Below are 24,966 nucleotides of genomic sequence, written 5' to 3' on the forward strand. Positions count from 1 at the left end.
TCAGGCTCCGGTGCCGACCTCGACGGCGGTCAGCACGTCGCCGACCAGGCCGGCCGCCAGCGTATTGCCGCCGGCCGGGTCGATCAGCAGGAAGCTGCCGGTGTACCGGTTCACCCGGTAGTCGTCGGCCGCGATCGGCTCCGCGAGCCGCACCGAGATGCGCCCGATGTCGTTGAGTTCCAGCGACTCCGGGTTCGGATCGGCGACCAGGCGCTGCTCGTCGAAGCGCTCCAGCAGCGCGCCGACGATCGCCTGGGTGGTCCGGGTGCCGTGCTTGAGCAGCAATCGCGCGCCGGGCCGCAGCGGCTTGTCGCCCAGCCAGCACACGGTGGCGTCGAAGGTGTCCACCGGCTCCGGCGCGTCGGCGGTCGAGGCGATGATGTCGCCACGGGAGACATCGACGTCATCGACCAGGATCAAGGTCACGCTGCGCCCGGTCTGCGCCACCGCGAGTTCGCCGTCGGGGGTGTCGATCCGCTCGACGGTCGTGCGGACACCCGAGGGCAGCACCACGACCTCGTCGCCCGGAGCGACCGCGCCCGCCGCGATCTGCCCGGCGTAGCCCCGGTAGTCCGGGTGTTCGGCGGTGCGCGGCCGGATCACGTACTGCACCGGGAACCGCAGGCCCAGCGCGTGATTGCCGGTGCTGTCGGCGTCGACCGGCACCGATTCCAGGTGCTCGATCAGCGAAGGGCCGTCGTAGTAGGGGGTGTTGTCCGACCGGGTGGCGATGTTGTCGCCGTGCAGCGCCGAGACCGGGATCTCCAGCACGTCCTCGCTCGACCAGCCCAGAGTGCTGGTGAGCTCGCTGAATTCCGCGGAGATGGCGGCGAACACACCGGCCGCGTCGTCCACCAGATCGATCTTGTTGACCGCGAGCACCAGCTTCGGCACGCCGAGCAGCGCGAGGACGGCGGCATGCCTGCGGGTCTGCTCGATGACGCCCTTGCGCGCGTCGACTAGCAGGATCACCAGCTGCGCGGTGGACGCGCCGGACACGGTGTTGCGGGTGTACTGCACGTGCCCGGGGGTGTCCGCGAGCACGAAAGAGCGCCGCGGAGTGGCGAAGTAGCGGTAGGCGACATCGATGGTGATGCCTTGTTCGCGCTCCGCGCGCAACCCGTCCACGAGCAGCGAGAGATCCGGGGTGGCGAGACCTTTGTCCACCGACGCGCGGGTGACGGCGTCGATCTGGTCGGCCAGAACGGATTTCGTGTCGTAGAGCAGGCGTCCGACCAGAGTGGACTTGCCGTCGTCGACAGAACCGGCGGTGGCCAGCCTCAATAGGTCGGACATGTCAGAAATAACCCTCTCGTTTGCGGTCTTCCATCGCGGCTTCGGAAACCCGGTCGTCGCCGCGGGTGGCACCTCGTTCGGTCAGTCGGGACGCGGCGACCTCGGCGAGGATCGCCTCGTTGTCGGCGGCGTCGGAGAGAACGGCGCCGGTGGAGGAGCCGTCGCCCACGGTGCGGTAGCGCACCGACCGGGTCTGCAGCACCTCGCCGTCGCGCGGGCCGCCCCACACGCCGGGCGTCATCCACATGCCGTCGCGCTGGTACACCGGACGCTCGTGCGCGTAGTAGATGCTCGCCAGATCGATGTCCTCGCGGGCGATGTAGCGCCAGATGTCCAGCTCGGTCCAGTTGCTCAGCGGGAACACGCGCACGTGCTCGCCCGGAGCGTGGCGCCCGTTGTAGAGATTCCACAGCTCTGGACGCTGCCGCTTCGGGTCCCACTGGCCGAAGGCGTTGCGCAGCGAGAAGATCCGCTCCTTGGCGCGTGAGCGCTCCTCGTCGCGGCGGCCGCCGCCGAACACGGCGTCGAACCGGTGCTCGCTGATCGCGTCCAGCAGCGGGACGGTCTGCAGCGGATTGCGGATACCGTCGGGGCGCTCGGTGAGCCTGCCGTCGGCCAGGTAGTCCTCCACCTTCGCCACGTGCAGGCGCAGGCCGTAGCGCTCGACGACCTTGTCCCGGAACTCCAGCACCTCGGGCAGGTTGTGCCCGGTGTCCACGTGTAGCAGCGCGAACGGCAGCGGCGCGGGCCAGAACGCCTTGAGCGCCAGATGCAGCAGCACGGTGGAGTCCTTGCCGCCGGAGAACAGGATCACCGGCCGCTCGAACTCGCCCGCCACCTCGCGGAAGATGTGGATCGCCTCGGACTCCAGCGCGGCGAGGGTGTCGAAATCGCTGATGCCGAGCGAACGCTCGCCTCGAATTGTTTCGGTCATGCTGTGCCCTTCGGTCATGCTGTATGCAATCCGCATTCGGTCTTGGCGAGCCCGGCCCAGCGGCCGCTGCGCGGATCGGATCCCGGCTCCGGCTTCCGTGTGCACGGTGCGCAGCCGATCGACGGATACCCCTCCTCGACCAGGGGATTGACGAGGATGCCGTGCTTTTCGATGTAGTCCTGCATCTCGTCGTCGGACCACGGGGCGATCGGGTTGATCTTCACCAGTCCGAATGCCTCGTCGAACGAGATCAGCGGCGCGTTCGCCCTGGTCGGCGCCTCCACGCGGCGAATGCCGGTGACCCAGGCGTTGTATCCCGCCAGCGACTTCTGCAACGGGAGGACCTTGCGCAACCGGCAGCACTCGTTCGGCTCGCGGGCGAACAGATCCTTGCCCAGCAGCTGATCCTGTTCGGCCACCGTGTGTTCCGGCCGGACGTTGACCACGTTCACCCCGTACACGGCCTCCACCGCGTCCCGGGTGCCGATGGTCTCGGCGAAGTGGTAGCCGGTGTCCAGGAACAGCACGTCCACGCCGGCCCGGATGCCCGCGGCCAGGTGCACCAGCACCCCGTCCTGCATGTTGGAGGCCACGATGTAGTTCGTGCCGAAGGTGTCCTCGGTCCACTGCAGGAGTTCGGTCGCCGAGGCGCCGTCCAGTTCGGCGGCGCCGCGCGCGGCGATGGCGCGGAGCTCGTCCTCGGACAGCTTTTCCGCGAGTTCGATTGTCACAGTTGATCTCCCGTCGACACTTATCTCAGGTCGGCCTCGTCGGCGCGGACCGCCCACTGGGCGAACCGTTCGCCGTCCGCACGGTGCTTGACGAAATTGCGCACCACCCGCTCGACGTAGTCGCCGAGTTCCTGGGTTGTCACTTTGTGCTGGCGCAGCTTGCGTCCGAAGGCGCTGTCGAAGCCGAGGCTGCCACCCAGGTGAACCTGGAAGCCCTCCACCTGATTCCCGTCGCCGTCGTCGACCAGCTGCCCCTTGAATCCGATGTCGGCGATCTGCGAACGGGCGCAGGAGTTCGGGCAACCGTTGATGTTGATCGTGATCGGAACGTCCAGCTGCGCATTCAGATCCGCCAGCCGCTCCTCCAGCTCCGGCACCAGCGCCTGGGACCGCTTGCGGGTCTCGGCGAAGGAGAGCTTGCAGAACTCGATGCCGGTGCAGGCCATCAGATTGCGCCGCCACAGCGAGGGCCGCGCCTGCAGGCCGAGGGGCTCCAGCTCGTCGATCAGCGCGTCGACCTTGTCGTCGGGAACATCGAGCACGATCAGTTTCTGATACGGGGTGAACCGGATGCGATCGGAGCCGATCCGCTCGACCGCGGCGGCGACCTCGGTCAGAACGGTGCCCGAGACCCGGCCCGCGATGGGGGAGAAACCGACGGCGTTGAGCCCGTTGCGCAGCCGCTGCACGCCGACGTGGTCGATCGGCTTGGTCGGCTGCTCCGGCGCGGGGCCGTCGATCAGCTTGCGCTTCAGGTACTCGTCTTCCAGCACCTGGCGGAACTTCTCGATGCCCCAGTCCTTGATCAGGAACTTCAGGCGCGCTTTGGTGCGCAGGCGGCGGTAGCCGTAGTCGCGGAACACCGACACGACCGCCTCCCAGACGTCGGGCACCTCCTCCAGGGGCACCCAGACGCCCACCCGCTTGGCGAGCATGGGGTTGGTGGACAGGCCGCCACCGACCCACAGGTCCAGACCGGGGCCGTGCTCGGGGTGCACCACACCGACGAACGCGACGTCGTTGATCTCGTGCACCACGTCCTGCTGGCCGGAGATCGCGGTCTTGAACTTGCGCGGCAGGTTGGAGTACTCCTTCTTGCCGATGTAGCGGCGCACGATCTCGTCGATCGCGGGCGTCGGGTCGATGATCTCGTTCAGCGACTCGCCGGCCAGCGGGGAGCCGAGCACCACGCGCGGGCAGTCGCCGCACGCCTCGGTGGTCTTCAGGCCGACCGCCTCGATCCGCTTCCAGATCTCGGGGACGTTCTCCACCTCGATCCAGTGGTACTGCACGTTCTCGCGATCGGACAGATCGGCGGTGTCGCGGGCGAACTCGGTGGAGATCTGGCCGAGCGTGCGCAGCTGGGCGACGTTCAGCGCGCCGCCGTCGCAGCGGACGCGCATCATGAAGTACTTGGCCTCGAGGAGGTCGATGTTCTCGTCGCCGGTCCAGCTGCCGTCGTAGCCCTGCTCACGCTGGGTGTACAGACCCCACCAGCGGAACCGGCCGCGCAGGTCGCCCTTGTCGATGCCGTCGAATCCGGTCTTCGAGTAGATGTTCTCGATCCGGGCGCGGACGTTGAGCGGATTGTCGTCCTTCTTGGACTGCTCGTTCGGGTTCAGCGGCTCGCGGTAGCCCAGCGCCCACTGGCCCTCGGCCTTGCGGCGCACGGGCTTGCCGGTACGCACGCGCGGTCCCGTGGACGACGCCTCGGGACGCGGGCGGTCCGGGCGGACGCGGCGTTCGGAGGCCGGGCGTTCGGGGCGCGCGCGGTGGCCCGGCTGGGATTCGGGCGTGGGCTGATCGGTCGGACCGGCGTCGGTGCTCGACGTCATGGGGTCGCTCCTGCTGGGTGGGTGGTACATCCTGCTGAGGGCGCGAGGGGCTGACTCACGCCTGCGGTGTCAGCGGGCCGATGAAGTCGGGATCGCCGGGGATTCCGGGGATCGGGCGCGCTGAGCTACCGGAGGGAACCGGGCAGACAGCAGGCGCTGCAGACGCGCTTGTAATCGACGTGGCGACGTGCCACAAGTCGTACTCCGAAAGCGCGCATGCGGCCTATTGTGCCACGTCAGCGATGGCCTTCCGACCCCCCATTCGGTATTTCCCGCTGTTCGGCGGGAAATCCCCTGGACTACGGACCAGGTTTGTGACGGCAGTCATAGTAAGGAGGCCGAAGGAGGGGGGTGATACGGCGGCCCCGGCGGCTGTGACGTCTCGCACGCCGCTTGACCTCGAGCGCGGTCGAGGTAGCACGCTCGGCGCCATGAGTACCACAGTTGCCGACACCGCCGCCGAGATCGAGGCCATCCGCGCGGTCGTCGCGCGCGTCCAGCACGTCCAGCAGAACGAACTCGTCGACGAATTCGCCGCGCTGTTCCGCGCGGACGCGATCTGGACCACCGGCCACGGCAAACGCCTCTTCGGACGCGCCGCCATCGCCGAGTTCACCGCCCAGGTGCTGCCGGGAGCGAGTGCGCACGGCACGGCGACCTACGAGATCGAGCACGTCCTGTTCATCCGCCCGGATGTGGCCGCGGTCAAGGTGCGCCAGCGCTATTTCACCCCGGAGGGCGCCTTGGACAGCGAAGGCACCCCGATGTACGTCATGTCCAAGGAGGACGGCCGCTGGTTGCTCACCGCCAACCAGAACACGCCCGTGGTGGCGGACTGAAGCCTGGTTACGGGCTCGCCGCGCGAGGTGATCGGAACCAGCGATCCGGGGTCGGCCGGGGACGCTGCGCGGTCCCGGGCGTCGGCGCGCATCCGGCGGCGTTCACACTGGACATGTGAGTTCTTCCGCCGCGCCTGCCAGCACCGACGCCTTCGCGCCGGTGCTGCGCGATTTCGGCGCCGGGCCGTTCGGGATCTACGTGCACGTGCCGTTCTGCGCCACGCGCTGCGGCTACTGCGACTTCAACACCTACACCGCGGGGGAACTCGGCACGTCGGCCTCGCCGCAGTCATGGCTGGTGGCATTGCGGGGGGAGCTGGCCGCCGCCGCGCGGGAGTTCGCCGCGTTGCCGAGCTCCACGCCCGAGGTGGCCACCGTCTTCGTCGGCGGAGGGACGCCCTCGCTGCTCGGCGGCGACGGGCTCGCCGCGGTGCTGGACGCGGTGCGTGCCGAGTTCACCCTCGCTGCCGGGGCCGAGGTCACCACGGAATCCAATCCCGAATCCACCTCGCCGGAATTCTTCGAGCGCATCCGGGCGGCCGGGTTCACCAGGGTGTCGCTGGGCATGCAGTCCGCCGCGCAGCACGTCTTGCGGGTGCTCGACCGCACGCACACCCCGGGCCGCGCGGTGGCCGCCGCGCGAGAGGCGCGCGCCGCCGGCTTCGACCACGTCAACCTGGACCTGATCTACGGGACGCCGGGTGAGCGGGACGCCGACCTGGACGTCAGCCTGGACGCGGTGCTCGGCGCGGGCGTCGACCACGTCTCGGCCTACTCGCTGATCGTGGAGGACGGCACCGCGCTGGCCCGGCGGGTGCGCCGCGGCGAACTGCCCGCGCCCGACGACGACGTTCTCGCCGCCCGCTACGAGCGCATCGACGCGCGCCTGCGCTCGGCGGGGCTCGGCTGGTACGAAGTGTCGAACTGGGCGGCGGGCGACGCCGCGGTCTGCAGGCACAACCTCGGCTACTGGGACGGCGGTGACTGGCTCGGCGCCGGGCCGGGTGCGCACAGTCATGTCGGCGGCGTGCGGTGGTGGAACGTGAAGCACCCCGCGCGGTACGCGGATCGAGTCGGTGCGGGCGGCTTGCCCGCCGCGGGCTGGGAGGCGCTCAGCGCGGACGAGCGCTACCTGGAGCGGGTCATGCTCGCCGTCCGGCTGCGCAGCGGCCTGCCCCTGGCCGAGCTGACGTCGTCGGCCATGCCCGCGGTCGACCGCGTGATCGGCGACGGCCTCGCCGTGCGTTCGCCCGGTGATCGGCTCGTGCTCACCGACCGCGGCCGTCTCCTCGCCGACGGCGTCGTCCGCGAACTGCTCGGATGATCCACCCGGCGCGCTCCAGACGACATGGTCGGACCTGGCGATTCGGGCACGACCACCCCGGAAATCGCACTCGCCCAACCCGTACCGCGGACGGCCCTGCGCCCGTCCGGGCGGGCCCGATTCAAGCCCGCGGCTGCGGTGGTTCCGCGAACCGCGCCTCCGATTCCGGTAACGCGGCGCCGAACGGCCGCGTAGTCTGCGACCAACCCCCAAGGAGACCAATGGCGTCGGCACGGCACATCACCCTTATCCATGAACCGGGCGAATTCGCGGAGGCGCGAGCGGCGGAGAAAGCGGAGAATGCGCGCCAGTGCGCCGTCGCCGCCCGCACCGTGGCCAGCTACGCGCAGAACGCCACCGACTGCGAGTCGCTGCTGGCGATGCTCGGCCTCGACGCCCTCGCGGGCAAGCAGGCGAGAACCCCCGACTGCGGCTGACCGCTACGGCTCGTCCGTGGCGAGCGCGATCCTGCGCCATTCCCGGGGCGAGAGTCCGTAGGCGGTGCGAAAGCGCCGGGCGAAATGGCTCGGATCGCGAAAACCCCAGCGTCGCGCGATCATCGCGATCGTCCGGTGCTTCTGATCCAAGCGCGCCAGATCGCCGCGCACCTGCTCCAGCCGCTGACCGATGATCCACTGTTCGAGGCTGTATTCCGCGTTCGCGCAGACCTTGTACAGCTGCCGGACCGACATGTTGTGCGCCTTGGCGATCTGTTCGGCGCCGAGGCCGGGATCGGCCAGGTTGCGCCGGACGTAGGCGCGGATCCGGGCCAGCAGGATGTCGGTCGGGACGACGGGGCCGTTGCCGTCGTCGCTGCCCGCCGACAACAGCAGGCCCCGGATCAATTCGATACTGGCGCAGCCGGACAGCGCGGCCGCCGGGTCGGCGCTGAGCGCGTCGGCGTCGGCGGTCAGCTGGACGATGTGCCCGGCCACCAGCCGGTAGTGCGGACTGCCCTGCACCCTGGTCGCGGCCTGACTGATCAGGTCTGCGGGCAGGCCGAGTTGATCGAGCGGCACGTGCAGGCAGGTCGACACCCCGTCACCGCGCCGGCTGAAGTCGTAGGGGGCGTTCAGGTCCATGACATGGAGTTCGCCCGGCCGCACGACGCGCTGGACGCCACCCTGCTCGTAGTGCCCGTCGCCTGCCTGCTGCACCGCGACCGCCAGCATCGGCGCGGGTGAGCTGCGCACCTGCTTCGGCGTGCGGATCAACTGGATGCCGGAGGTCCGGGCGCGGAAGATGCTCGCGTCGCCGAACTGCCATACGTCGAACCTGGCGTGGACCCGCTCGTCCGGCCCGTCCAAGACGACGAGGGACGGGGCCGACGCCCGCTGCATCGCCGCGGACACCGCGTCCACCCGCTCGTGCGGCGCGATGGTGTCCGTATCGAACACGACCGTCATGGCAGCCTCCGTCGCAATTGGGACAGATTCGGCAATCCTCGCACGGACCCGGCGGACGGAGCCGTGCATTCTGAGCCCAGCATCGTGCACTGACAGTCGTTTTTCTGGTGTTTGCCCGTCATACGCTGTCGAACGGCGATCGACAGAGATTGATCGCGGTCCGCCGTAGGAGGCAGGGGTGAACCGACGCCAGGTGGTATTTGTGCACGGCCAGCGCGGGGGCCGCAGCAGAATTGCTCATAGATTGCTGAAGGTGGACTCCGTGAGTCACTTCCTGCCCGTCGAACGCGACCGGCGCGCCGTCGCCGACACCGCAGCACGATTCCCCGGCGAGAACCCTCCCGCGGTGCCCCGCGAGCCGTAATCCGATCCATCCAGAGCGAAGGGAACCGTCATGCCGACGATCACCACCACCGATGGCGTCGAGATCTATTACAAGGATTGGGGTTCGGGGCGTCCCGTGGTGTTCAGCCACGGCTGGCCGCTGAACGGGGACGCCTGGGAAAACCAGATGAACCTGGTCGCGAGCAACGGCTGTCGGGCCATCGCGCACGACCGGCGCGCACACGGCCGCTCCAGCGACGTGTGGGACGGGCACGACATGGACCACTACGCCGACGATCTGGCCGCGGTGCTGAACGAGCTGGACATCACAGAGGCGATTCTGGTGGGGCACTCGACCGGCGGCGGCGAGGTGGCCAGATACCTGTCCAGGCACGGCACCTCGCGGGTCGCCAAGGCCGTGCTGCTGGGCGCCGTGCCGCCGTTGATGCTGAAGACCGGCGCCAATCCGGAAGGAACGCCGATCGAGGCGTTCGACGACATCCGCGCGGGCGTGGCCGCTGATCGGTCGCAGTTCTGGAAGGACCTGTCGGTCCCGTTCTACGGCGCCAACCGCGCGGAATCGAAGGTCTCACAGGGGCTGCGGGACCACTTCTGGCTGATGGGCATGCAGGTGGGGCTCAAAGCCGCGCTGGACTGCGTCGCGGCGTTCTCCGAGACCGATTTCACCGCCGAGCTGCCGGGCATCGATATCCCCGTGCTGGTCGCGCACGGCGACGACGACCAGATCGTGCCGCTCGCCGCCGCGGGCGCCAAGACGGCGAAGTTGCTACCGCGAGCACAGCTGAAGGTGTATCCCGGCGCTCCGCACGGCCTTTGTGGCGACTACGAGAAGGCGTTCAACGCCGATCTGCTCGACTTCGTGAAGAGCTGAGGGACAAACATCCGATGACGAACAAACGCAGCCTGCGCGGCGCGGTGGCGGCGCTCGCCATCGCACTCGCCGCTACCGTCTCGGCCGGTTCCGCCCAGGCCCAGGCCCTGCCTACCATCGTGCTCGTGCACGGCGCCTTCGCCGACACCACCAGCTGGGACGGCGTCGCCGCCGTGCTGCGCGGACGCGGCTATCGCGTGGTGACGCCGGAGAACCCGCTGCGCGGACCCGCCTACGACGCCGCGGCCGTGCAGCGCACGCTGGACACGATCAGCGGTCCGGTCGTGCTGGCGGGGCACTCCTACGGTGGTTTCGTGATCAGCAACGTGCGCGATCCGCAGGTCGAGTCCCTGGTCTACATCGCCGCTTTCGCACCGGTGTCAGGCGAGGTGGCCCAGGCGGCGCTCGACCCGATCCGCTTTCCGGGCAGCCAGTTGCTGCCGCCCGCGCTACAGGTGAAGGTCGTCGACGACGTCACGGGTGTCGCCGGCAAGAACGTGGACGGCTACGTCGCTCCCGACAGTTTCAACGCCGTCTTCGCCCAGGACGTCGGTCCGGCGACCGCGGCCGACATGATCGCCCATCAGCACTCCATCGCCGTGAAGGCCAATCTCGAACCGTCCGGGCCGCCCTCGTGGTCCGGCATTCCGAGCTGGTATCTGGTCTCGGCGGCCGACCGGGTGATTCCCCCGTCCTCCCAGCGCTTCATGGCCCAGCGCATGGGGGCGCTGACCAGCGAGATCGACGCCTCGCACGCCTCGCTGGTCTCCCGGCCCGACGCCGTGGCCGCCGTGGTCGAAGCCGCCGCTGCACGCTGATCGCCGCAACTGGCGGGACGTGATCGTGGGTCCACCGACCGCACGGTCACGTCCCGCTCGGCGGTTTCCGGGCGCGTGCGTCGCGGTCCTGCCGCCGCCAGCGGGAGCGTTGCGGGCGAGCGATTCGGCTTTCGACAATTAGACTGGATAAAGAGACGAACCGTGATTCGCCTGCGCCGGGTCGTGGGCGCGGGCCGTCTGCGCCGGGTACGGCGCGACCGGAGACGCAAGCGAGGAGGTGGGGCCGATGTCGAGCACCGAGGATCGGCGCTTCGAGGTCCTGCGCGCGATCGTCGCGGACTATGTCGCGACCAAGGAGCCGATCGGGTCGAAGACGCTGGTCGAGCGGCATAATCTGGGTGTTTCCAGCGCGACGGTACGCAACGACATGGCGGTGCTCGAGGCCGAGGGCTACATCACACAGCCGCACACCAGCTCCGGCCGCATTCCCACCGACAAGGGCTATCGGCAGTTCGTGGACCGGATCTCCGAGGTGAAGCCGCTGTCGCCGGCGGAGCGCAGGGCGATCATGGAGTTCCTGGAGTCGGGCGTCGACCTCGACGACGTGCTGCGCCGCGGCGTCCGCTTGCTGGCCCAGCTGACCAGACAGGTCGCGGTGGTTCAGTACCCGACGGTGTCGGCGTCCACGGTGCGGCACATCGAGGTGGTCGCCCTCAATCCCGCGCGCCTGCTGCTGGTGGTGATCACCGACACCGGCCGGGTCGACCAGCGTCTGGTGGAACTCGGTGCGGTGATCGACGACGAGGATCTGGCCGCGCTGCGCGGCATGCTCGGCGGGGCGATGGACGGCAAACGGCTGGCCATGGCCTCGGCGGCGGTCGCGGAACTGCCCGAGCACGCGCCGGTGCGGCTGCGCGACGTGCTGGTGCGGGTGTCCACGGTGCTGGTGGAGACGCTGGTGGAGCATCCGGAGGAGCGGTTGGTGCTCGGCGGCACCGCCAACCTGACCCGCAACGTCGCCGACTTCGGTTTCCCCGGTTCGCTGCGCGCCGTCCTGGAGGCGCTGGAGGAGCAGGTGATCGTGCTCAAGTTGCTCGCCGCGGCGCAGCAGCCGGGCACGGTCACGGTGCGTATCGGCGAGGAGACGCAGGTCGAGCAGATGCGCGGCGCCTCGGTGGTGTCCACCGGCTACGGCGCGGCGGGTGCGGTGCTCGGCGGTATGGGGGTGCTCGGCCCGACCAGGATGGACTACCCGGGCACGATCGCCTCGGTGGCGGCCGTGGCCCGCTACATCGGCGAGGTCCTCGCCGAGCGTTGACCGGAAACCCGGTCGGCGACGCCACTGCTACGCTCGACCCTTCGGGCGGATAAAGTTGAGTGCACGAGACTAATGCTGTTGTCGGCGCGCTTCCTACGCGGCGCGGCACCGGCGGCACCGTCGAGAACGACCAAGGACTAGAGAACTCAAAGTGGCACGGGACTACTACGGACTGCTCGGCGTCGCGAAGAACGCGACCGATCAGGAGATCAAGCGGGCCTACCGCAAGCTGGCGCGTGAGCTCCACCCCGACGTCAACCCCGACGAGGCGGCGCAGGCCAAGTTCAAGGAAGTATCGACCGCCTACGAGGTGCTGTCGGATCCGGAGAAGCGGCGCATCGTCGACATGGGCGGCGACCCGCTGGAATCGGGCGGCGGCGGAGCCGGCTTCAACGGCGCGGGCTTCGGCGGACTCGGCGACGTGTTCGAGGCGTTCTTCGGCGGCATGAGCGGCACGACCGGCGCGCGCAAGCCGCGCGGTCGCGTCCAGCCGGGCGCCGATTCACTGATCCGCACCCGGCTGAGCCTGGCCGAGTGCGCGGTCGGCGTCACCAAGCACCTGACCGTGGACACCGCGATCCTGTGCGACATCTGTCAGGGCTCGGGCACCAACGGCAACTCCAAGCCGGTGCGCTGCGAAACCTGCGGCGGCGCGGGCGAAGTCCAGTCCGTGCAGCGGTCCTTCCTCGGCCAGGTACTGACCTCGCGACCCTGCCCGACCTGCCGGGGCGCGGGCGAGACCATCCCGGACCCGTGCCACAAGTGCGGCGGCGACGGCCGTGTGCGGGCGCGCCGCGAGATCGCCGCGCCGATTCCGGCCGGTGTGGCGAACGGCATGCGGGTGCGGCTGGCCGCGCAGGGCGAGGTCGGCCCGGGCGGCGGTCACGCGGGTGACCTGTACGTCGAGATCGTGGAGCAGCCGCACGACGTGTTCGTCCGGGACGGGGACGACCTGCACTGCACCATCCGGGTGCCGATGGTCGACGCGGCGCTGGGCACCACCGTCGTGATCGACACCATCCTCGACGGCCCCACCGAGCTGACCATTCCGGCGGGCACCCAGCCCGGCGAGATCTCGGTGCTGCGCGGTCACGGTATGCCGCGGCTGCGCTCCGGCGCGCGCGGCGACCTGCTCGCGCACCTGGACATCGTGATCCCGGCCAAGCTGGACAGCAAGCAGACCGAGTTGCTGCGCAAGTACAAGGGAATGCGGGAACGCGAGCGCGCCGAGGTGATGTCGGCACAGTCCGAGCACAACAGCGGCCTGTTCGCGCGGCTGCGGGCCTCGTTCAGCGGGCGCTAGGTGGCCGCGACGGTCTTCTACCTCGACGAGGTGCCCGAGCCGGGCGCGGTCGCGGTGCTGGACGGTCCGGAGGGCAGGCACGCCGCCACGGTGCGCCGCATCCGAATCGGCGAGCCGATCACCCTCTCCGATGGGCGCGGTGTGCTCGCCGAGTCGGAGGTCGTCGCCGCGCAACGCGACCGGCTCGAACTCGCGGTGCGCAACCGGGTGCTGGCGGCTCCGCAGGCGCCGCCGGTGACCGTCGTGCAGGCGCTGCCGAAATCCGATCGTTCGGAACTCGCGGTCGAGCTGATGACCGAGGCGGGCGCGGACACCATCATCCCGTGGCAGGCCGCGCGCTGCGTCGCGAACTGGGAGGGCAAGGCGGCCAAGGGGGTCGACAAGTGGCGGGCCGCGGCCCGCTCGGCCGCCCGGCAGTCCCGGCGGGCCTACATCCCGGCGGTCGCCGATCTGCACCACACCAAAGCCCTGCTGGAGGTGGTCCGCACGGCGAAGGCCGACGGCGCGGTCATCGCGGCGCTGCACGAGTCCGGCTCCGCCCGCTTCGCCGAATTGCCCTTCGCCGAGGCCGGCGCGATCGTCCTCGTGGTAGGTCCGGAAGGCGGGCTGGACGACGCGGAACTGGCCGCCCTGGCCGAGGCGGGTGCTGAGGTGACCTTGCTCGGCCCGACGGTTCTGCGTACCTCCACCGCGGCAGCGGTCGCGCTCGGCGCGCTCGGCGCGCTGACCCCGCGCTGGTGAACGCCTCCGAGGGCGGGTCCACCCAGCGTCGGTAGGGGTAGGCGGTCAGACCTCGACAGGAACCGCTACCGCGACGGTGCCGGTGTGCTCCGCGTGGCGCTGCGACCGATGCGATACCCACAGCAGCACCACCGCGATGACCATCAGGAATCCGATACCGCAGGTCAATCCGAGCCACCCCGCACGGGAGTAGGCGAGACCTGCCGCGCCGCCGACCAGCGCGCTGCCGAGGTAGTAGGCGAACAGATACAGCGACGACGCCGCGCCCCGGTTGCCCCGTGCCATCGCGCCCACCCATGCGCTCGCCGCGGTGTGCGCCCCGAAGAATCCCGCGGTGTAGAGCAGAACGCCGAGCAGTACGGTGCCGAGATGGTCGGGAACGGTCACCACCAGCCCGATCGTCATCACGCCGAGCGACACCGTGAGCACCCGCAGCCTGCCGATCCGATCGGTCAGCCGCCCGGCCGCCGCCGACGCCGCCGTGCCCGCCAGATACAGCACGAACACCAGCCCCACCAGCGCTTCCGGTAATGCGAACGGCGCCGTGGTGAGCCGGTAGCCGAGATAGTTGTACAGCGAGACGAACCCGCCCATCAGGACGAACGCCAGCCCGAACAGCGCGAGCAACCCGCGATGACGCAGCTGTCCGGCGAGATCGCCGAGCATCGTGTGGATACCGGCGGGACGCGGGACGAAGCCGCGAGACGGCGGCAGCCACCGGACGAACCACACCGTGCAGCCCGCGGCGGCGATCGCGGCCGCCGCCATCGCCCAGCGCCAGGAGGCCAGGTCCGAGGTGAACGCCGGAATCAACCGACCGGCCAGCCCACCGATCGTGGTGCCTGCCACGTAGATGCCCATCGCGGCGCCCAACCCCTCGCCGTCGATCTCCTCCGCCAGATAGGCCATCGCCACCGCGGGCACGCCTGCCAGCGCTATGCCTTGCAGTGCTCGTCCGGCGAGCAGCAGCTCCAGCGACGGGCTCAGTGGCAGCAGCAGTCCGATCACCGCCGCCGCGACGGCGGAACCGGTCATCACCCTGGTCCGGCCGAGCCGCGCGGACAGGGCACTCACCGGGATGATGGCCAGCGCGAGGAAGCCGGTCGTGAGCGACACCGCCAGCGCCGCCTTCGCAGGCGCCACGCCGAACGCGGCCGAGAGGCTCGGCAGCAGCGCCTGGGCGCTGTACATGGACGCGAAGGTCGTCAGACCCGCCGCGAACAGCGCGACGGTGATCCTGCGTTCGTGGGCGGCGTCCCCCGGCGCCGCGCTCTGTCTCGTGCTCATGGCTTCCTCCTTTGCTTCAGCGTCTGCGCTCGTTCTTGGGAAAGGAAATGAATAATGAGTAGCAACTTGATGCGTCAGGCGTATATAGGGAGGCAGGGCGATGCTGGGCGAGGATCTGGAGTGGTTCACGACACTCGCCGAACTCGAGCGGGTCGGCGCCGCCGCGGATCGGCTGCACCTCGCGCAGCCCACCCTGTCGCGCATGCTGGCCCGATTGGAGCGCAGGATCGGCGTCGAACTGTTCGACCGCCACGGCAAGCGGATCACCCTGAACGAGTTCGGCCGGATCTACTACGAACACGCCCGCCGCGCGCAAGCCGAGCTGGACGCCGCGGAACAGGCCATCGCCGATCGCTCCGATCCGGCCGGGGGCGTCGTGCGACTGTCCTTCCAGCACTCCTTCGGCGGTTCGCTGGTGCCGCAGCTGATCAGCGGCTTCCGGCGGGTCTCCGGGCGGATCACCGTCACGCTGTGGCAAGGGGCGGCCGAGGCGGTGACCGAGCGGGTGCTGGCAGGCGATGCCGATCTCGGCATCGTCTCGCCTCGTCCGGCCGTCGCAGGCGTCGGCTGGCGCACCGTGCTGCGACAGCCGCTGGTCCTGGCGGTACCGCCGGAACACCGGCTGGCCGGGCGGCGGCAGGTCCGGCTCGCCGAGGTGGCCGACGCGCGGTTCGTCACCATGCACCACGGCTTCGGGATGCGGCGCATTTTCGACGAACTGTGCGCGGCCGCGGATATCCGGCCGAGAATCGCGTTCGAGTCGAGCGATCTGGTCACCGTGGCCGGGCTGGTGTCCGCGGGATTGGGGGTGGCGATCCTGCCGGGCGAAGACCCGCCGTCCACGGGACCGCTGTCGGGCCCGGTGACGGTGCCGCTGACCGACCCGGGCGCCGCTCGCGCGGTCGGGCTGATCTGGCCCGCCTCGGCGACGCCATCGGACGCGGTGCGCCGTTTCCGTGACTTCACCGAGGAGTGGGCGCGGCGACGTGGTGGAATCCCGTGAGGAACCGGGCCGGCCGGGGGGCTTATTCACTGGGCGGTGTCGGTGGGGCGCGTTAAACTTCTCTCCATACAGCAGCAGTCGAGACCGGAAAGCAGGCTATAGCCACTTTTGAGAACACAAGGCGAGATCGGCGACCCGACCACCCCAGCGGCGGGCATCGGCGCCGGCGACGACGGTTCGGGTCCCGCAGCGCGCACCGTGCGCTCGAGTATCGAACTCGCTCCCGAATCCGTGTTCCCCTTCCTGGGTTCGGCCGACCAGAATCTCCGTGAGCTGGAAACGCTGCTCGACGCGGACATTCACGTCCGCGGCAATTCCGTGACCCTCACCGGCAGGGCGGCCGACGTCGCGCTCGCCGAGCGGGTCATCGAGCAGTTGGTCGCGCTCACCGGCCGCAACCGCGTGGTGACTCCCGAGGCGGTGCGGCACACCGTCTCGATGCTCACCGAGGGCTCCAGCGAGTCCCCCGCGGAGGTGCTGAGCCTGGACATCCTGTCCCGGCGGGGCAAGACCATCCGGCCCAAGACGCTGAACCAGAAGCGCTACGTCGACGCGATCGACGCCAACACCATCGTGTTCGGCATCGGCCCCGCTGGTACCGGCAAGACCTATCTGGCCATGGCCAAAGCGGTCCAGGCGTTGCAGACCAAGTCGGTCAACCGGATCATCCTCACCCGTCCGGCGGTCGAGGCGGGGGAGCGGCTCGGCTTCCTGCCGGGCACGCTGAACGAGAAGATCGATCCGTACCTGCGCCCGCTCTACGACGCGCTGCACGACATGATGGACCCGGAGGCCATTCCCAAGCTGATGGCGGCCGGTGTCATCGAGGTCGCGCCGCTGGCCTACATGCGCGGCCGCACGTTGAACGACTCGTTCATCATTCTCGACGAGGCGCAGAACACCACCGCCGAGCAGATGAAGATGTTCCTCACCCGTCTCGGGTTCGGATCGAAGATCGTGGTGACCGGTGACGTCACCCAGGTCGATCTGCCGACCGGCGCGCGGTCGGGCCTGCGCGCGGCCAGCGAGATCCTGACCGAGATCGATGACATCCACTTCGCGGAGCTGACCAGCAGCGACGTGGTCCGCCACCGGCTGGTCTCGGACATCGTCGACGCCTACGACCGCTTCGAATCGGAGACGCGGCCGCCGGTCGCCCCGCATTACGGCGGCAATCGGGCACAGCGCCGCGCGGCGAGCCGGGGGGACCGGCGGTAATTCGTTTCGCCGGGCGGGGCTCCGCTCCGGCGACGCGATCGCCGGGATCGTAGTCTGTTCGGGTGAGCATCGAGATCGCCAACGAGTCGGGTATCGACGTGCCCGAAGAAGAGCTGGTCAGCGTCGCGCGGTTCGTGATCGCCCGAATGGACGTGCACCCGGCCGCGGAGCTGTCGATGGTGCTCGTCGATCTCGACACCATGGCCGACCTGCACATGCGCTGGATGGACCTGCCCGGTCCGACCGACGTCATGTCCTTCCCGATGGACGAGCTCGAGCCGGGCGGACGGCCCGACAGCCCGGAACCGGGCCCGTCCATGCTCGGCGACATCGTGTTGTGCCCGGAGTTCGCCGCCGGACAGGCGCGCAAGGCGGGGCACGATCTGGACCACGAACTCGCGCTGCTCACCGTGCACGGCGTGCTCCACCTGCTCGGCTACGACCACGCCGAGCCGGACGAGGAGAAGGAGATGTTCGCGTTGCAGGCCCGACTGCTCGAGGAGTGGTACGAGAGCCTGCGCGAGGCGCGGCGGCGCGCCGAACTCGCCGAGCGCGACGCACGGTTGCTGGGTAAGGCGGGCTTCACCACACCGGGTGACTCCCTGGGCTCCGCGTGAATTCTTTGACCCTCGTTCTGCTCGCGGTCCTGCTGGTCTCGGTGGGCGGGGTGTTCGCGGGTGTGGATTCCGCCCTGAACACCATCTCGCCCGCCCGCGTCGATGACCTGGTGCGCGCCGACCGGCCCGGGGCGATGCGGCTGACCCGGATCGTCGCCGACCGGGCGCGGTACGTGAACCTCATGGTGCTGCTGCGGATTCTGTGCGAGATCGGCGCCACCGTTCTGCTGGCGGCGGGCCTGATGACGGTTTGGGGGAAGAACTGGGCGCTGCTGGTCACCGCGCTGGTGATGGCGCTGGTGTCCTATGTGGTGATCGGCGTCGGCCCGCGCACGCTGGGTCGTCAGCACGCGTACTCGATCGCGCTCGCCGCGGCGCTGCCGCTGCAGTTCATCGGCGCGCTGCTCGGTCCGCTGAGCAGGCTGCTGATCCTCCTCGGCAACGCGATCACCCCGGGTAAGGGTTTCCGCAACGGCCCCTTCGCTTCCGAGATCGAGCTGCGCGAAGTGGTCGAGATGGCCGGTGAGCGCGGCGTGGTGGCCGACGACGAACGGCGCATGATCCAGTCGGTCTTCGAACTGGGCGACACACCGGCGCGTGCCGTGATGGTGCCGCGCACCGAGATGGTCTGGATCGAGGCGGACAAGACCGCGGCGCAGGCGATGTCGCTCGCGGTGCGGTCGGGGCATTCCAGGATCCCGGTGATCGGCGAGAACGTCGACGACATCCTCGGCGTGGTCTATCTGAAAGACCTCGTGCCGTATGCCGATCGCAGCCGCAAAGTGCGGGTGAGCGAGGTGATGCGGCACGCAGTGTTCATGCCCGACTCCAAACCGCTGGACAGCCTGCTCGACGAGATGCAGCGCAGGCGCAACCACATGGCGCTGCTGGTGGACGAGTACGGCGGTATCGCGGGTCTGGTGACCATCGAGGACGTGCTCGAAGAGATCGTCGGTGAGATCGCCGACGAGTACGACACCGACGAGACCCCGCCCATCGAGGATCTCGGCGACGGCCGCTACCGGGTCTCGGCCCGGCTGCCGGTGGAGGATCTCGGCGAGCTGTACGGGCTGGAGATCGAGGAAGAGGACGTGGACACCGTGGGCGGCCTGCTCGCCCACGAGCTGGGCCGGGTGCCGCTGCCCGGATCGAAGGTCGAGGCCCACGGGCTGGTGCTGCGCGGCGAAGGCGGAGCCGACGCGCGGGGCCGGATGCGGGTGAACACCGTAGTTGTGCGCAAAGCGCGCGAGAAGGTCCCCGCCGGGAAGACCAACGGCGACAATCCCAATGGCAAGCGCAAGGCCAACGGATCGGAACGGGAGATCCCGGCCGATCGCGACGAGGACGGAGACACCGAATGACCGAACTGGACGCGGAGGACAACAAGCTGGTCGTGCTGGCCCGCGGCGCGCTGGGCCGCACCGGCGGGGCGAGCGGAGCGGCGATCCGTGACACCGACGGCCGCACCTACGCCGCGGGCGAGGTCACGCTGACCGCGCTGCGGCTGACGGCGCTGCAAGCCGCGGTGGCCGCCGCGTTGTCCAGCGGCGCCGAGGGATTCGAGGCGGCCGTGGTGGTCGGCGGGCGATTGTCCGACTTCGGTGTCACCGCGGTGCGGGAGGTCTCGGCCGAGGCGCGGATCATCTTCACCGACCGCGACGGCGCGGTGTTCGAGATCGTCGACGACTCCGCGGACGCGGTGGACGCGGTGAGCGCCGACGCGGGCGAGGTCCGCGGTGGCTGACGCGCGGGAGAAGGGCGAATTCCGTTCCGGGTTCGTCTGTTTCGTCGGTCGCCCGAACACCGGCAAGTCGACGCTGACCAACGCGCTGGTGGGCGCGAAGATCGCGATCACCTCCTCGCGCCCGCAGACCACCCGGCACACGATTCGCGGCATCGTGCACCGCGCGCACACGCAGTTGATCCTGGTCGACACTCCCGGCCTGCACCGCCCGCGTACCCTGCTCGGGCAGCGCCTCAACGACCTCGTCCGCGACACGTATTCCGAAGTCGACGTGATCGCGCTGTGCATCCCGGCCGACGAGAAGATCGGTCCGGGTGACCGCTGGATCGTGCAGCAGATCAAGCAGATGGCGCCGAAGACGACGCTGCTCGGCGTGGTCACCAAGATCGACAAGGTGAGCCGCGACCAGGTCGCCGAGCAACTGCTCGCCGTCTCCCGGTTGCTCGGCCCGGAGGCCGACGTGGTGCCGGTGTCGGCGGTCAAGGGTGAGCAGGTCGAGGTCCTCGTCGACGTCACCGCCTCGAAGATGCCCGAGGGACCGGCGTTCTACCCCGACGGCGAGCTCACCGACGAGCCCGAGGAAACACTGATGGCCGAGCTCATCCGCGAAGCCGCGCTGGAGGGCGTGCGCGACGAACTGCCGCACTCGCTGGCCGTCGTCATCGAAGAAGTCCTGCCGTACGAGGAGCGCGAGGACATGCTCGACGTGCACGCCCTGCTCTACGTCGAGCGCCCCAGCCAGAAGGCCATCGTCATCGGCAAGGGCGGCTCCCGGCTGAAGGAAGTCGGCACCAACGCCCGCAAGCAGATCGAGCACATCCTCGGCACCCGCATCTACCTGAACCTGCACGTGAAGGTGGCCAAGGACTGGCAGCGCGACCCGAAGCAGCTCGGCAAACTCGGCTTCTGACGTCGCTCACCACCACGGGGTGGGGCGGTGGCGGTGCCACTGGAGTTCGGATTCGAGCTGGGCGGCCAAGGAGATCAGTTGGGGTTCGGAGTTCGCCGTGCCCATCAGTTGGGCGCCGACGGGGAGGCCGGCGTCGGTGAATCCGGCGGGGACGTTGACGCTCGGCCAGCCGAGGACGTTCCACGGCCAGGTGTAGGGGCAGGCCGCGGTGATGAGGTTGTTGGTGGCGTTGACGCCGATGCCATCTATTTCCTCGACTCGCGGCGGCGCGGTCGCGGTGGTCGGCGCGAGGACCACGTCGTAGTCACGGAAGAAGTGGCCGATTCGCCTGTGCAGCAAGGGTTCCAGCTGCCGTGCCGCGTACAGGGCGGGGCCGTCGAGCACGCGCCCGATCCGGGCGTTGGCGGCGGTACGGGGATCGACCTGCAGGCCGGGCGTCCGGTGGTACACCCGCCGGATGCCGGCGAGCGAACGCGGCAGGAACGAGGCGCCGATCATCACGCCGTAGTGCAGGTCGGCGACGGTCACGGTGTGCCCGAGACCGCGCAGCGTGTCGGCGGTGCGCCGCACCGCTCGCTCGATCTCGGGATCCAGCGCGGTTCTGGTCGCGGTGAACGGAATGCGCAGCGACAGGGCGATGCGCAGTCTGCCAGGGTCACGGCCGACAGCGTCCGAGGCGGTGATCGGGGCCGGTGTGTGCAGGTCACCCGGGTGCGGGCCGGCCGCCGCGTCCAGCAGTAGCGCGGCGTCCGCGACGGTGCGCGTCAGCGGCCCGTTCACGGTGAGCCCGTAGAACGCCTCGGCCTCCGGCCAAGTGGAGATCCGACCGCGCTGTGGCTTGATACCGACCAGGTTCGTCCACGCCGCGGGGATGCGGATGGAGCCCGCGCCGTCGGAACCCAGGGCGGCGGGGACCAATCCGGCCGCGACGGCCGCCGAGGCCCCGCCGGAGGAGCCGCCCGGCGTCCTGGTGCGGTCCCAGGGGTTGCGGGTGTGCCCGAACCACTCGGCGCTGGTGAACGGCCACTGCCCGAGCTCGCAGGTATTGGTCTTCCCGACGATCACCGCGCCCGCGGCGCGCAGGCGACGGACCGATTCGGCGTCCTCGGTCTTCGGCGCGAAGTCGCCGCCGCACCCGAACGCGGTCGGCTCGCCCGCGATATCGGTGTCGTCCTTCACCGCGACGGGCACGCCCAGCAGCGGCAGCCGTTCCCCCGCGGCGAGCCTCCGGTCGGCGTCGGCGGCCTCCGCCGTCGCGCGTTCCCGGCGCACGACCCGGAAGGCGTTCAGCGTGCCCTGTGCCGCGTCGATCCGGTCCAGAGCACCGCCGACGGCCGCGGCCGACGTGATCGCGCCGCCCGCGATCGCGGCCGCCAGTTCGGCCAGCCCCAGCTCGCGGGTGTCGGGCGGCAGCCCGGTCGGATCGGACACGGTCATGTGAGCTCCCTGTCGTTCGATTGCGATCAACCGTAGCGGCCAACTGGTCAAGCGTCCATAATGTGTCGGAATGCGAGTGCGGCCGGTCCGCCGATTCCTTGGGCGAACAGCGCCGTGTGCGCACCCGCGAGTTGGCGGGGAACTCGATCGCTCGCCGTGCAAGATCTTGCTCACCGAAGTCGTGCCGAGTCGAGAATTACCCCATCTGGTGTGCTGCGGATCAGAGTTGGTACAGCGCAGGCATTTTCGTAGACCGGATGCTGACCGAATGCTTGGCTCGTCCTGTGCGATGCCCAGAATGCGAACAATCGAATCCCGAAGGCGCCACGTTCTGTGGGAACTGTGGTGCGCGGTCCCGCGGAACGGAGTCAGCGGAATCGTCGAGGGAGACCCGCGAGAATACCGGTGGGGTGCGCGGGGAAGAAGCGACGCGCTATCTGTGCGCCGCGGTTCATTTCGACAGTGCGCTGGCCTCCGAGGTGATCGAGAAGGTGCTCGAGGAACCGTTGCGATCGGTGGCCCGGTCACCAGGCGTCGATCTCGTCGCGGTGGCGAAGCACGCGGTGGCCGCCCGGGAGCGGCAGCTCGCGCGCAATCTGGTGATGATCGCGACGATGGTGGTCGTCCTCGGTAATCAGCTCGCCGCGGCCGATTTCGACGCCGGACCGCTGGGCTTGCTCTTGATCCTCGATCCTTTCCGCTTGTTGTCGCCGCTACCGTTGGGAGCCCTTCTCGTCGGTTGGCTCGCCGTGTGGGGCGAAGGATGCAGCGCGCGCTGGGGCGGGACGGCGAATTCGCTGCGGCGCGGCACATTTCGCTCCTCGGCGGCTCCGGTTCCGCGTAAGGCTTCGGTCCGGCAACAGATCGAGCACGTGGCGGCCTACTCCGACGGCAATGTGACGGCGTATCACGGCTACCAGCCGTTCCTCGGTCACGGCTGGCCGCTTTCGGCGTGGTCGATGGCATTGGACATCACCAGGCCGGGATCGGATCAGGAGCCGGTCCGGCCGTTCACCGCGGTCGAGTTGAACGAACGCCTCCGCAAGGAGATCACGCAGCTCGATATGCGCGGACTGAACGTCTACAACCGGCTGTTCGTCAACGGCGGGGATATCCACCACGACGGGCGATTCCTGCCGGATCCCACCGGCAGGCCGGTGGATCGCGTGCCGGAGACGACGATCGAGGCGCTGATGACGTCCCCCGAGGACCGGGCACGTCCCTATCTGACCGCGGAGATCGTCGGCTGGGGCGGGGAGGTGGTGTGGACCGCGTTCGTCCGCCTCGCCGTCAGCGCGTCATCGCTGTTCGTTGAGGCGAACTACTGCGCCCTGCCGCCGTTGCGGCAGGTCTATCACGAGATCGATGATCTGCTGCTGCGCCCGCAGCCGTCGCAGGTGCTGCGCCTGGCCTGGCGCAGCCTCCTGAGGCTGCCCCGGACCTACTGGCACGCGGTGCCGGACGCCATCCGGCAACTGCTCGGCGATTTCCGCAGGGAACGCAAGCACGCCCGTCAAGTCAGTGAGATCAACCAGGTGTTCACGTTCGATCACGGCGCGCTCATCAGCGTCCGTGAGGCGGCGGGCGATCTGCGGGTCGACCGGCGTGGCCGCTCGATCCGCTACCACCGCTACTTCCAGCTGCTCGACCAGGAGATGTTCACCAAGACGGTCGAGAAGAAGATCTTCGAGACGCTGGCGGAGTTCCTGACCGAACGAAATGTCGATCCGGACGAACTGATTCGCCGTGGGGAACAGATCATCAACAGCAGCGTGACGATCAACGGCGACGCCAATCTGCTGAATTCCGCTATCGGCGGCGTTTCCGCGCGGGTCGCTTCCGCACCCGCCGAATCATCGAGAAATAGTCCACTGCGCAGAAGGGAAAGCGAATGAACAAGAATGTCGGCAGTAATACCGGAGTTTCCATCGGTGGGGGCGCGAATCTGAGCGGGTCCGTCGTCGCGGGCCGTGACGGCACGGTGTCGAACACCACCGCCGGGGCAGCCGCGATTCCGGTTCCGCAAACCGTGGCTGAATTGCGTTCCGCCCTGGACGATCTGCTCGATCGGATCAGCCGGTACGACGCGGAATTGCCGGACCGGCAGCTGGTCGAGGACACGACGCGGCAGGCGGTGGCCGAGGCGGCGAAGGAACGACCGAACCGGCTGGTGCTCTCGGGGATCCTGCATGCGGTGGGGCGGTCGGTCGCCGGCATCGCCTCGCTCGCCGCTGTGGTGAGCGCGTTGGAAATCGCGGTCAAGGCCGTCCTCGGCTGACCGGTGAGTGGTGCGGGGGATTCCATGGCGAACTGCTGGAGATGCCGGGAACCGCTGTCCGGCGGGCGGCAACGGCACTGCACCGCGTGCGGCGCGGGTGTGTGCTGGAGCTGTGGGCACGAGCCGGGCGCCGGGGCGGGGCGATTCTGCACCAGGTGCGGCGCGAGCGCGACCGCGCTGGTGCGGCCGCCGAATCGGACGTTGCCGGTCGAGGGCGCCGCATCTCGCCGGAACCCCGCCGTCATCACAGGCGGCGTTCTGCTCGCCGCCGCTGTGGCAGTGGCGGTGGTGCTGGTCGTGGCGCCCGGCGACAAGCCGGCCGACCGGGGACCGTCGGCGGTCGGATTCCCGCTGACGACCACCGGCGCCCGCACCGCCTCGCCCACACCGTCGCGCACCGGCGCCCGCACCGCCACGACCACGCCGTCGCGCAGCAGCGCGCGCTCTACGACGACCACGCAGGCCCCGGCGACCGGGCCGTCACGGACCGTCACGGCGTACTTCGACGCCATCAATCGGCGGGACTACGGCCGTGCTTGGGAGCTGGGCGGCCGGAACCTGGACACGAGCTACGAGCACTTCGTGGCTGGTCTTTCGACGACCGCGCACGAGGCGGTGCGGATCACTTCGGAGAGTGGGGACATCGTGCATATCGAGCTGTCGGCCCGCCAGACCGACGACTCGGTGCGGACCTATTCCGGCTACTACGTCGTACGCAACGACGTCATCGTCGACGCGGTCATCCACTAG

General features: G+C 69.4%; 25 protein-coding genes. 17 read left to right on the forward strand and 8 right to left on the reverse strand.

The window, feature by feature from the left end; genetic code table 11:
- From ON19_RS08490 to ON19_RS44640, 5 genes are all read right to left on the reverse strand, one after another.
- Nucleotides 1-1,296, reverse strand: a complete 1,296-nt coding sequence (locus tag ON19_RS08490; protein WP_043688733.1) for a sulfate adenylyltransferase subunit 1 — start codon at nt 1,294-1,296, stop codon at nt 1-3.
- A gap of 1 nt (nt 1,297) precedes the next feature.
- Nucleotides 1,298-2,230 (reverse strand): sulfate adenylyltransferase subunit CysD, encoded by a 933-nt coding sequence (cysD, locus tag ON19_RS08495; RefSeq protein WP_086006611.1) that lies wholly within the window; start codon nt 2,228-2,230, stop codon nt 1,298-1,300.
- A 14-nt stretch (nt 2,231-2,244) separates the two neighbouring features.
- Complete coding sequence (locus ON19_RS08500) at nt 2,245-2,961, reverse strand: phosphoadenylyl-sulfate reductase (protein ID WP_043688735.1); 717 nt, start codon at nt 2,959-2,961, stop codon at nt 2,245-2,247.
- A 20-nt stretch (nt 2,962-2,981) separates the two neighbouring features.
- Complete coding sequence (locus ON19_RS08505; protein WP_043688736.1) at nt 2,982-4,796, reverse strand: nitrite/sulfite reductase; 1,815 nt, start codon at nt 4,794-4,796, stop codon at nt 2,982-2,984.
- A gap of 125 nt (nt 4,797-4,921) precedes the next feature.
- Complete coding sequence (locus ON19_RS44640; RefSeq protein ID WP_368854281.1) at nt 4,922-5,014, reverse strand: Ms4527A family Cys-rich leader peptide; 93 nt, start codon at nt 5,012-5,014, stop codon at nt 4,922-4,924.
- Between the two features lie 213 nt (nt 5,015-5,227).
- Between ON19_RS44640 and ON19_RS08510 the strand changes: the two genes are divergently transcribed.
- The 3 genes from ON19_RS08510 to ON19_RS08520 all read left to right on the forward strand — a co-directional run bounded on the left by ON19_RS08510 (nt 5,228) and on the right by ON19_RS08520 (nt 7,396).
- Complete coding sequence (locus ON19_RS08510; protein WP_043688737.1) at nt 5,228-5,635, forward strand: SgcJ/EcaC family oxidoreductase; 408 nt, start codon at nt 5,228-5,230, stop codon at nt 5,633-5,635.
- Nucleotides 5,636-5,750: 115 nt separating this feature from the next.
- The gene (hemW, locus tag ON19_RS08515) at nt 5,751-6,959 is read left to right on the forward strand and encodes a radical SAM family heme chaperone HemW (RefSeq protein ID WP_043688738.1); all 1,209 of its coding nucleotides are present in this window, start codon (nt 5,751-5,753) and stop codon (nt 6,957-6,959) included.
- 221 nt (nt 6,960-7,180) lie between these two features.
- The gene (locus ON19_RS08520) at nt 7,181-7,396 is read left to right on the forward strand and encodes a hypothetical protein (RefSeq protein ID WP_043688739.1); all 216 of its coding nucleotides are present in this window, start codon (nt 7,181-7,183) and stop codon (nt 7,394-7,396) included.
- Between the two features lie 3 nt (nt 7,397-7,399).
- Here the strand turns inward: ON19_RS08520 and ON19_RS08525 are convergent, their stop codons facing one another.
- Complete coding sequence (locus ON19_RS08525) at nt 7,400-8,365, reverse strand: helix-turn-helix domain-containing protein (protein WP_043688740.1); 966 nt, start codon at nt 8,363-8,365, stop codon at nt 7,400-7,402.
- A 394-nt stretch (nt 8,366-8,759) separates the two neighbouring features.
- Between ON19_RS08525 and ON19_RS08530 the strand changes: the two genes are divergently transcribed.
- The 5 genes from ON19_RS08530 (at nt 8,760) to ON19_RS08550 (ending at nt 13,722) form a co-directional block, all read left to right on the forward strand.
- Nucleotides 8,760-9,581 (forward strand): alpha/beta fold hydrolase, encoded by an 822-nt coding sequence (locus ON19_RS08530; protein WP_043688741.1) that lies wholly within the window; start codon nt 8,760-8,762, stop codon nt 9,579-9,581.
- A 14-nt stretch (nt 9,582-9,595) separates the two neighbouring features.
- Nucleotides 9,596-10,399: an alpha/beta fold hydrolase gene (locus ON19_RS08535; RefSeq protein ID WP_043688742.1), complete on the forward strand. Its 804-nt coding sequence runs from the start codon at nt 9,596-9,598 to the stop codon at nt 10,397-10,399.
- Nucleotides 10,400-10,646: 247 nt separating this feature from the next.
- Nucleotides 10,647-11,678 (forward strand): heat-inducible transcriptional repressor HrcA, encoded by a 1,032-nt coding sequence (hrcA, locus tag ON19_RS08540; protein ID WP_043688743.1) that lies wholly within the window; start codon nt 10,647-10,649, stop codon nt 11,676-11,678.
- 151 nt (nt 11,679-11,829) lie between these two features.
- The gene (gene dnaJ, locus ON19_RS08545) at nt 11,830-12,981 is read left to right on the forward strand and encodes a molecular chaperone DnaJ (protein WP_043688744.1); all 1,152 of its coding nucleotides are present in this window, start codon (nt 11,830-11,832) and stop codon (nt 12,979-12,981) included.
- The gene (locus tag ON19_RS08550; RefSeq protein WP_043688745.1) at nt 12,982-13,722 is read left to right on the forward strand and encodes a 16S rRNA (uracil(1498)-N(3))-methyltransferase; all 741 of its coding nucleotides are present in this window, start codon (nt 12,982-12,984) and stop codon (nt 13,720-13,722) included.
- 45 nt (nt 13,723-13,767) lie between these two features.
- On the opposite strand, the gene ON19_RS08555 is transcribed toward ON19_RS08550, so the two are convergent.
- Entirely contained in the window at nt 13,768-15,009 is a 1,242-nt protein-coding gene (locus tag ON19_RS08555) for an MFS transporter (RefSeq protein WP_051168654.1), read from the reverse strand.
- A 100-nt stretch (nt 15,010-15,109) separates the two neighbouring features.
- Here ON19_RS08555 and ON19_RS08560 point away from each other — a divergent pair, with 100 nt between their 5' ends.
- From ON19_RS08560 to era, 6 genes are all read left to right on the forward strand, one after another.
- Complete coding sequence (locus ON19_RS08560) at nt 15,110-16,012, forward strand: LysR family transcriptional regulator (protein ID WP_043688746.1); 903 nt, start codon at nt 15,110-15,112, stop codon at nt 16,010-16,012.
- Between the two features lie 156 nt (nt 16,013-16,168).
- Entirely contained in the window at nt 16,169-17,230 is a 1,062-nt protein-coding gene (locus tag ON19_RS08565) for a PhoH family protein (RefSeq protein ID WP_043688864.1), read from the forward strand.
- 62 nt (nt 17,231-17,292) lie between these two features.
- Nucleotides 17,293-17,847 carry an rRNA maturation RNase YbeY gene (gene ybeY, locus ON19_RS08570; protein ID WP_043688747.1) on the forward strand — a complete coding sequence of 185 codons (555 nt, stop codon included), beginning with the start codon at nt 17,293-17,295 and terminating at the stop codon, nt 17,845-17,847.
- Nucleotides 17,844-19,208, forward strand: coding sequence for a hemolysin family protein (locus ON19_RS08575; RefSeq protein WP_043688748.1), 1,365 nt, complete (start codon nt 17,844-17,846; stop codon nt 19,206-19,208). The genes ybeY and ON19_RS08575 overlap by 4 nt, the downstream gene beginning before the upstream one ends.
- The gene (locus ON19_RS08580) at nt 19,205-19,591 is read left to right on the forward strand and encodes a cytidine deaminase-like protein (RefSeq protein WP_043688749.1); all 387 of its coding nucleotides are present in this window, start codon (nt 19,205-19,207) and stop codon (nt 19,589-19,591) included. Before ON19_RS08575 ends, ON19_RS08580 begins: the two co-directional genes overlap by 4 nt.
- Nucleotides 19,584-20,501, forward strand: a complete 918-nt coding sequence (gene era, locus ON19_RS08585; RefSeq protein ID WP_043688750.1) for a GTPase Era — start codon at nt 19,584-19,586, stop codon at nt 20,499-20,501. Before ON19_RS08580 ends, era begins: the two co-directional genes overlap by 8 nt.
- Before the next feature lie 6 nt (nt 20,502-20,507).
- Here era and ON19_RS08590 read toward each other — a convergent pair whose 3' ends face one another.
- The gene (locus tag ON19_RS08590) at nt 20,508-21,938 is read right to left on the reverse strand and encodes an amidase (RefSeq protein WP_051168655.1); all 1,431 of its coding nucleotides are present in this window, start codon (nt 21,936-21,938) and stop codon (nt 20,508-20,510) included.
- A gap of 410 nt (nt 21,939-22,348) precedes the next feature.
- Between ON19_RS08590 and ON19_RS08595 the strand changes: the two genes are divergently transcribed.
- From ON19_RS08595 to ON19_RS08605, 3 genes are all read left to right on the forward strand, one after another.
- Nucleotides 22,349-23,833 (forward strand): AbeC-like domain-containing protein, encoded by a 1,485-nt coding sequence (locus ON19_RS08595; protein WP_043688751.1) that lies wholly within the window; start codon nt 22,349-22,351, stop codon nt 23,831-23,833.
- The gene (locus ON19_RS08600) at nt 23,830-24,216 is read left to right on the forward strand and encodes a DUF5955 family protein (RefSeq protein WP_043688752.1); all 387 of its coding nucleotides are present in this window, start codon (nt 23,830-23,832) and stop codon (nt 24,214-24,216) included. Before ON19_RS08595 ends, ON19_RS08600 begins: the two co-directional genes overlap by 4 nt.
- A gap of 201 nt (nt 24,217-24,417) precedes the next feature.
- Complete coding sequence (locus tag ON19_RS08605; RefSeq protein WP_051168656.1) at nt 24,418-24,966, forward strand: hypothetical protein; 549 nt, start codon at nt 24,418-24,420, stop codon at nt 24,964-24,966.

Origin of the sequence: Nocardia abscessus NBRC 100374 (assembly GCF_000308455.1) — a bacterium.
Classification (GTDB): domain Bacteria; phylum Actinomycetota; class Actinomycetes; order Mycobacteriales; family Mycobacteriaceae; genus Nocardia; species Nocardia abscessus.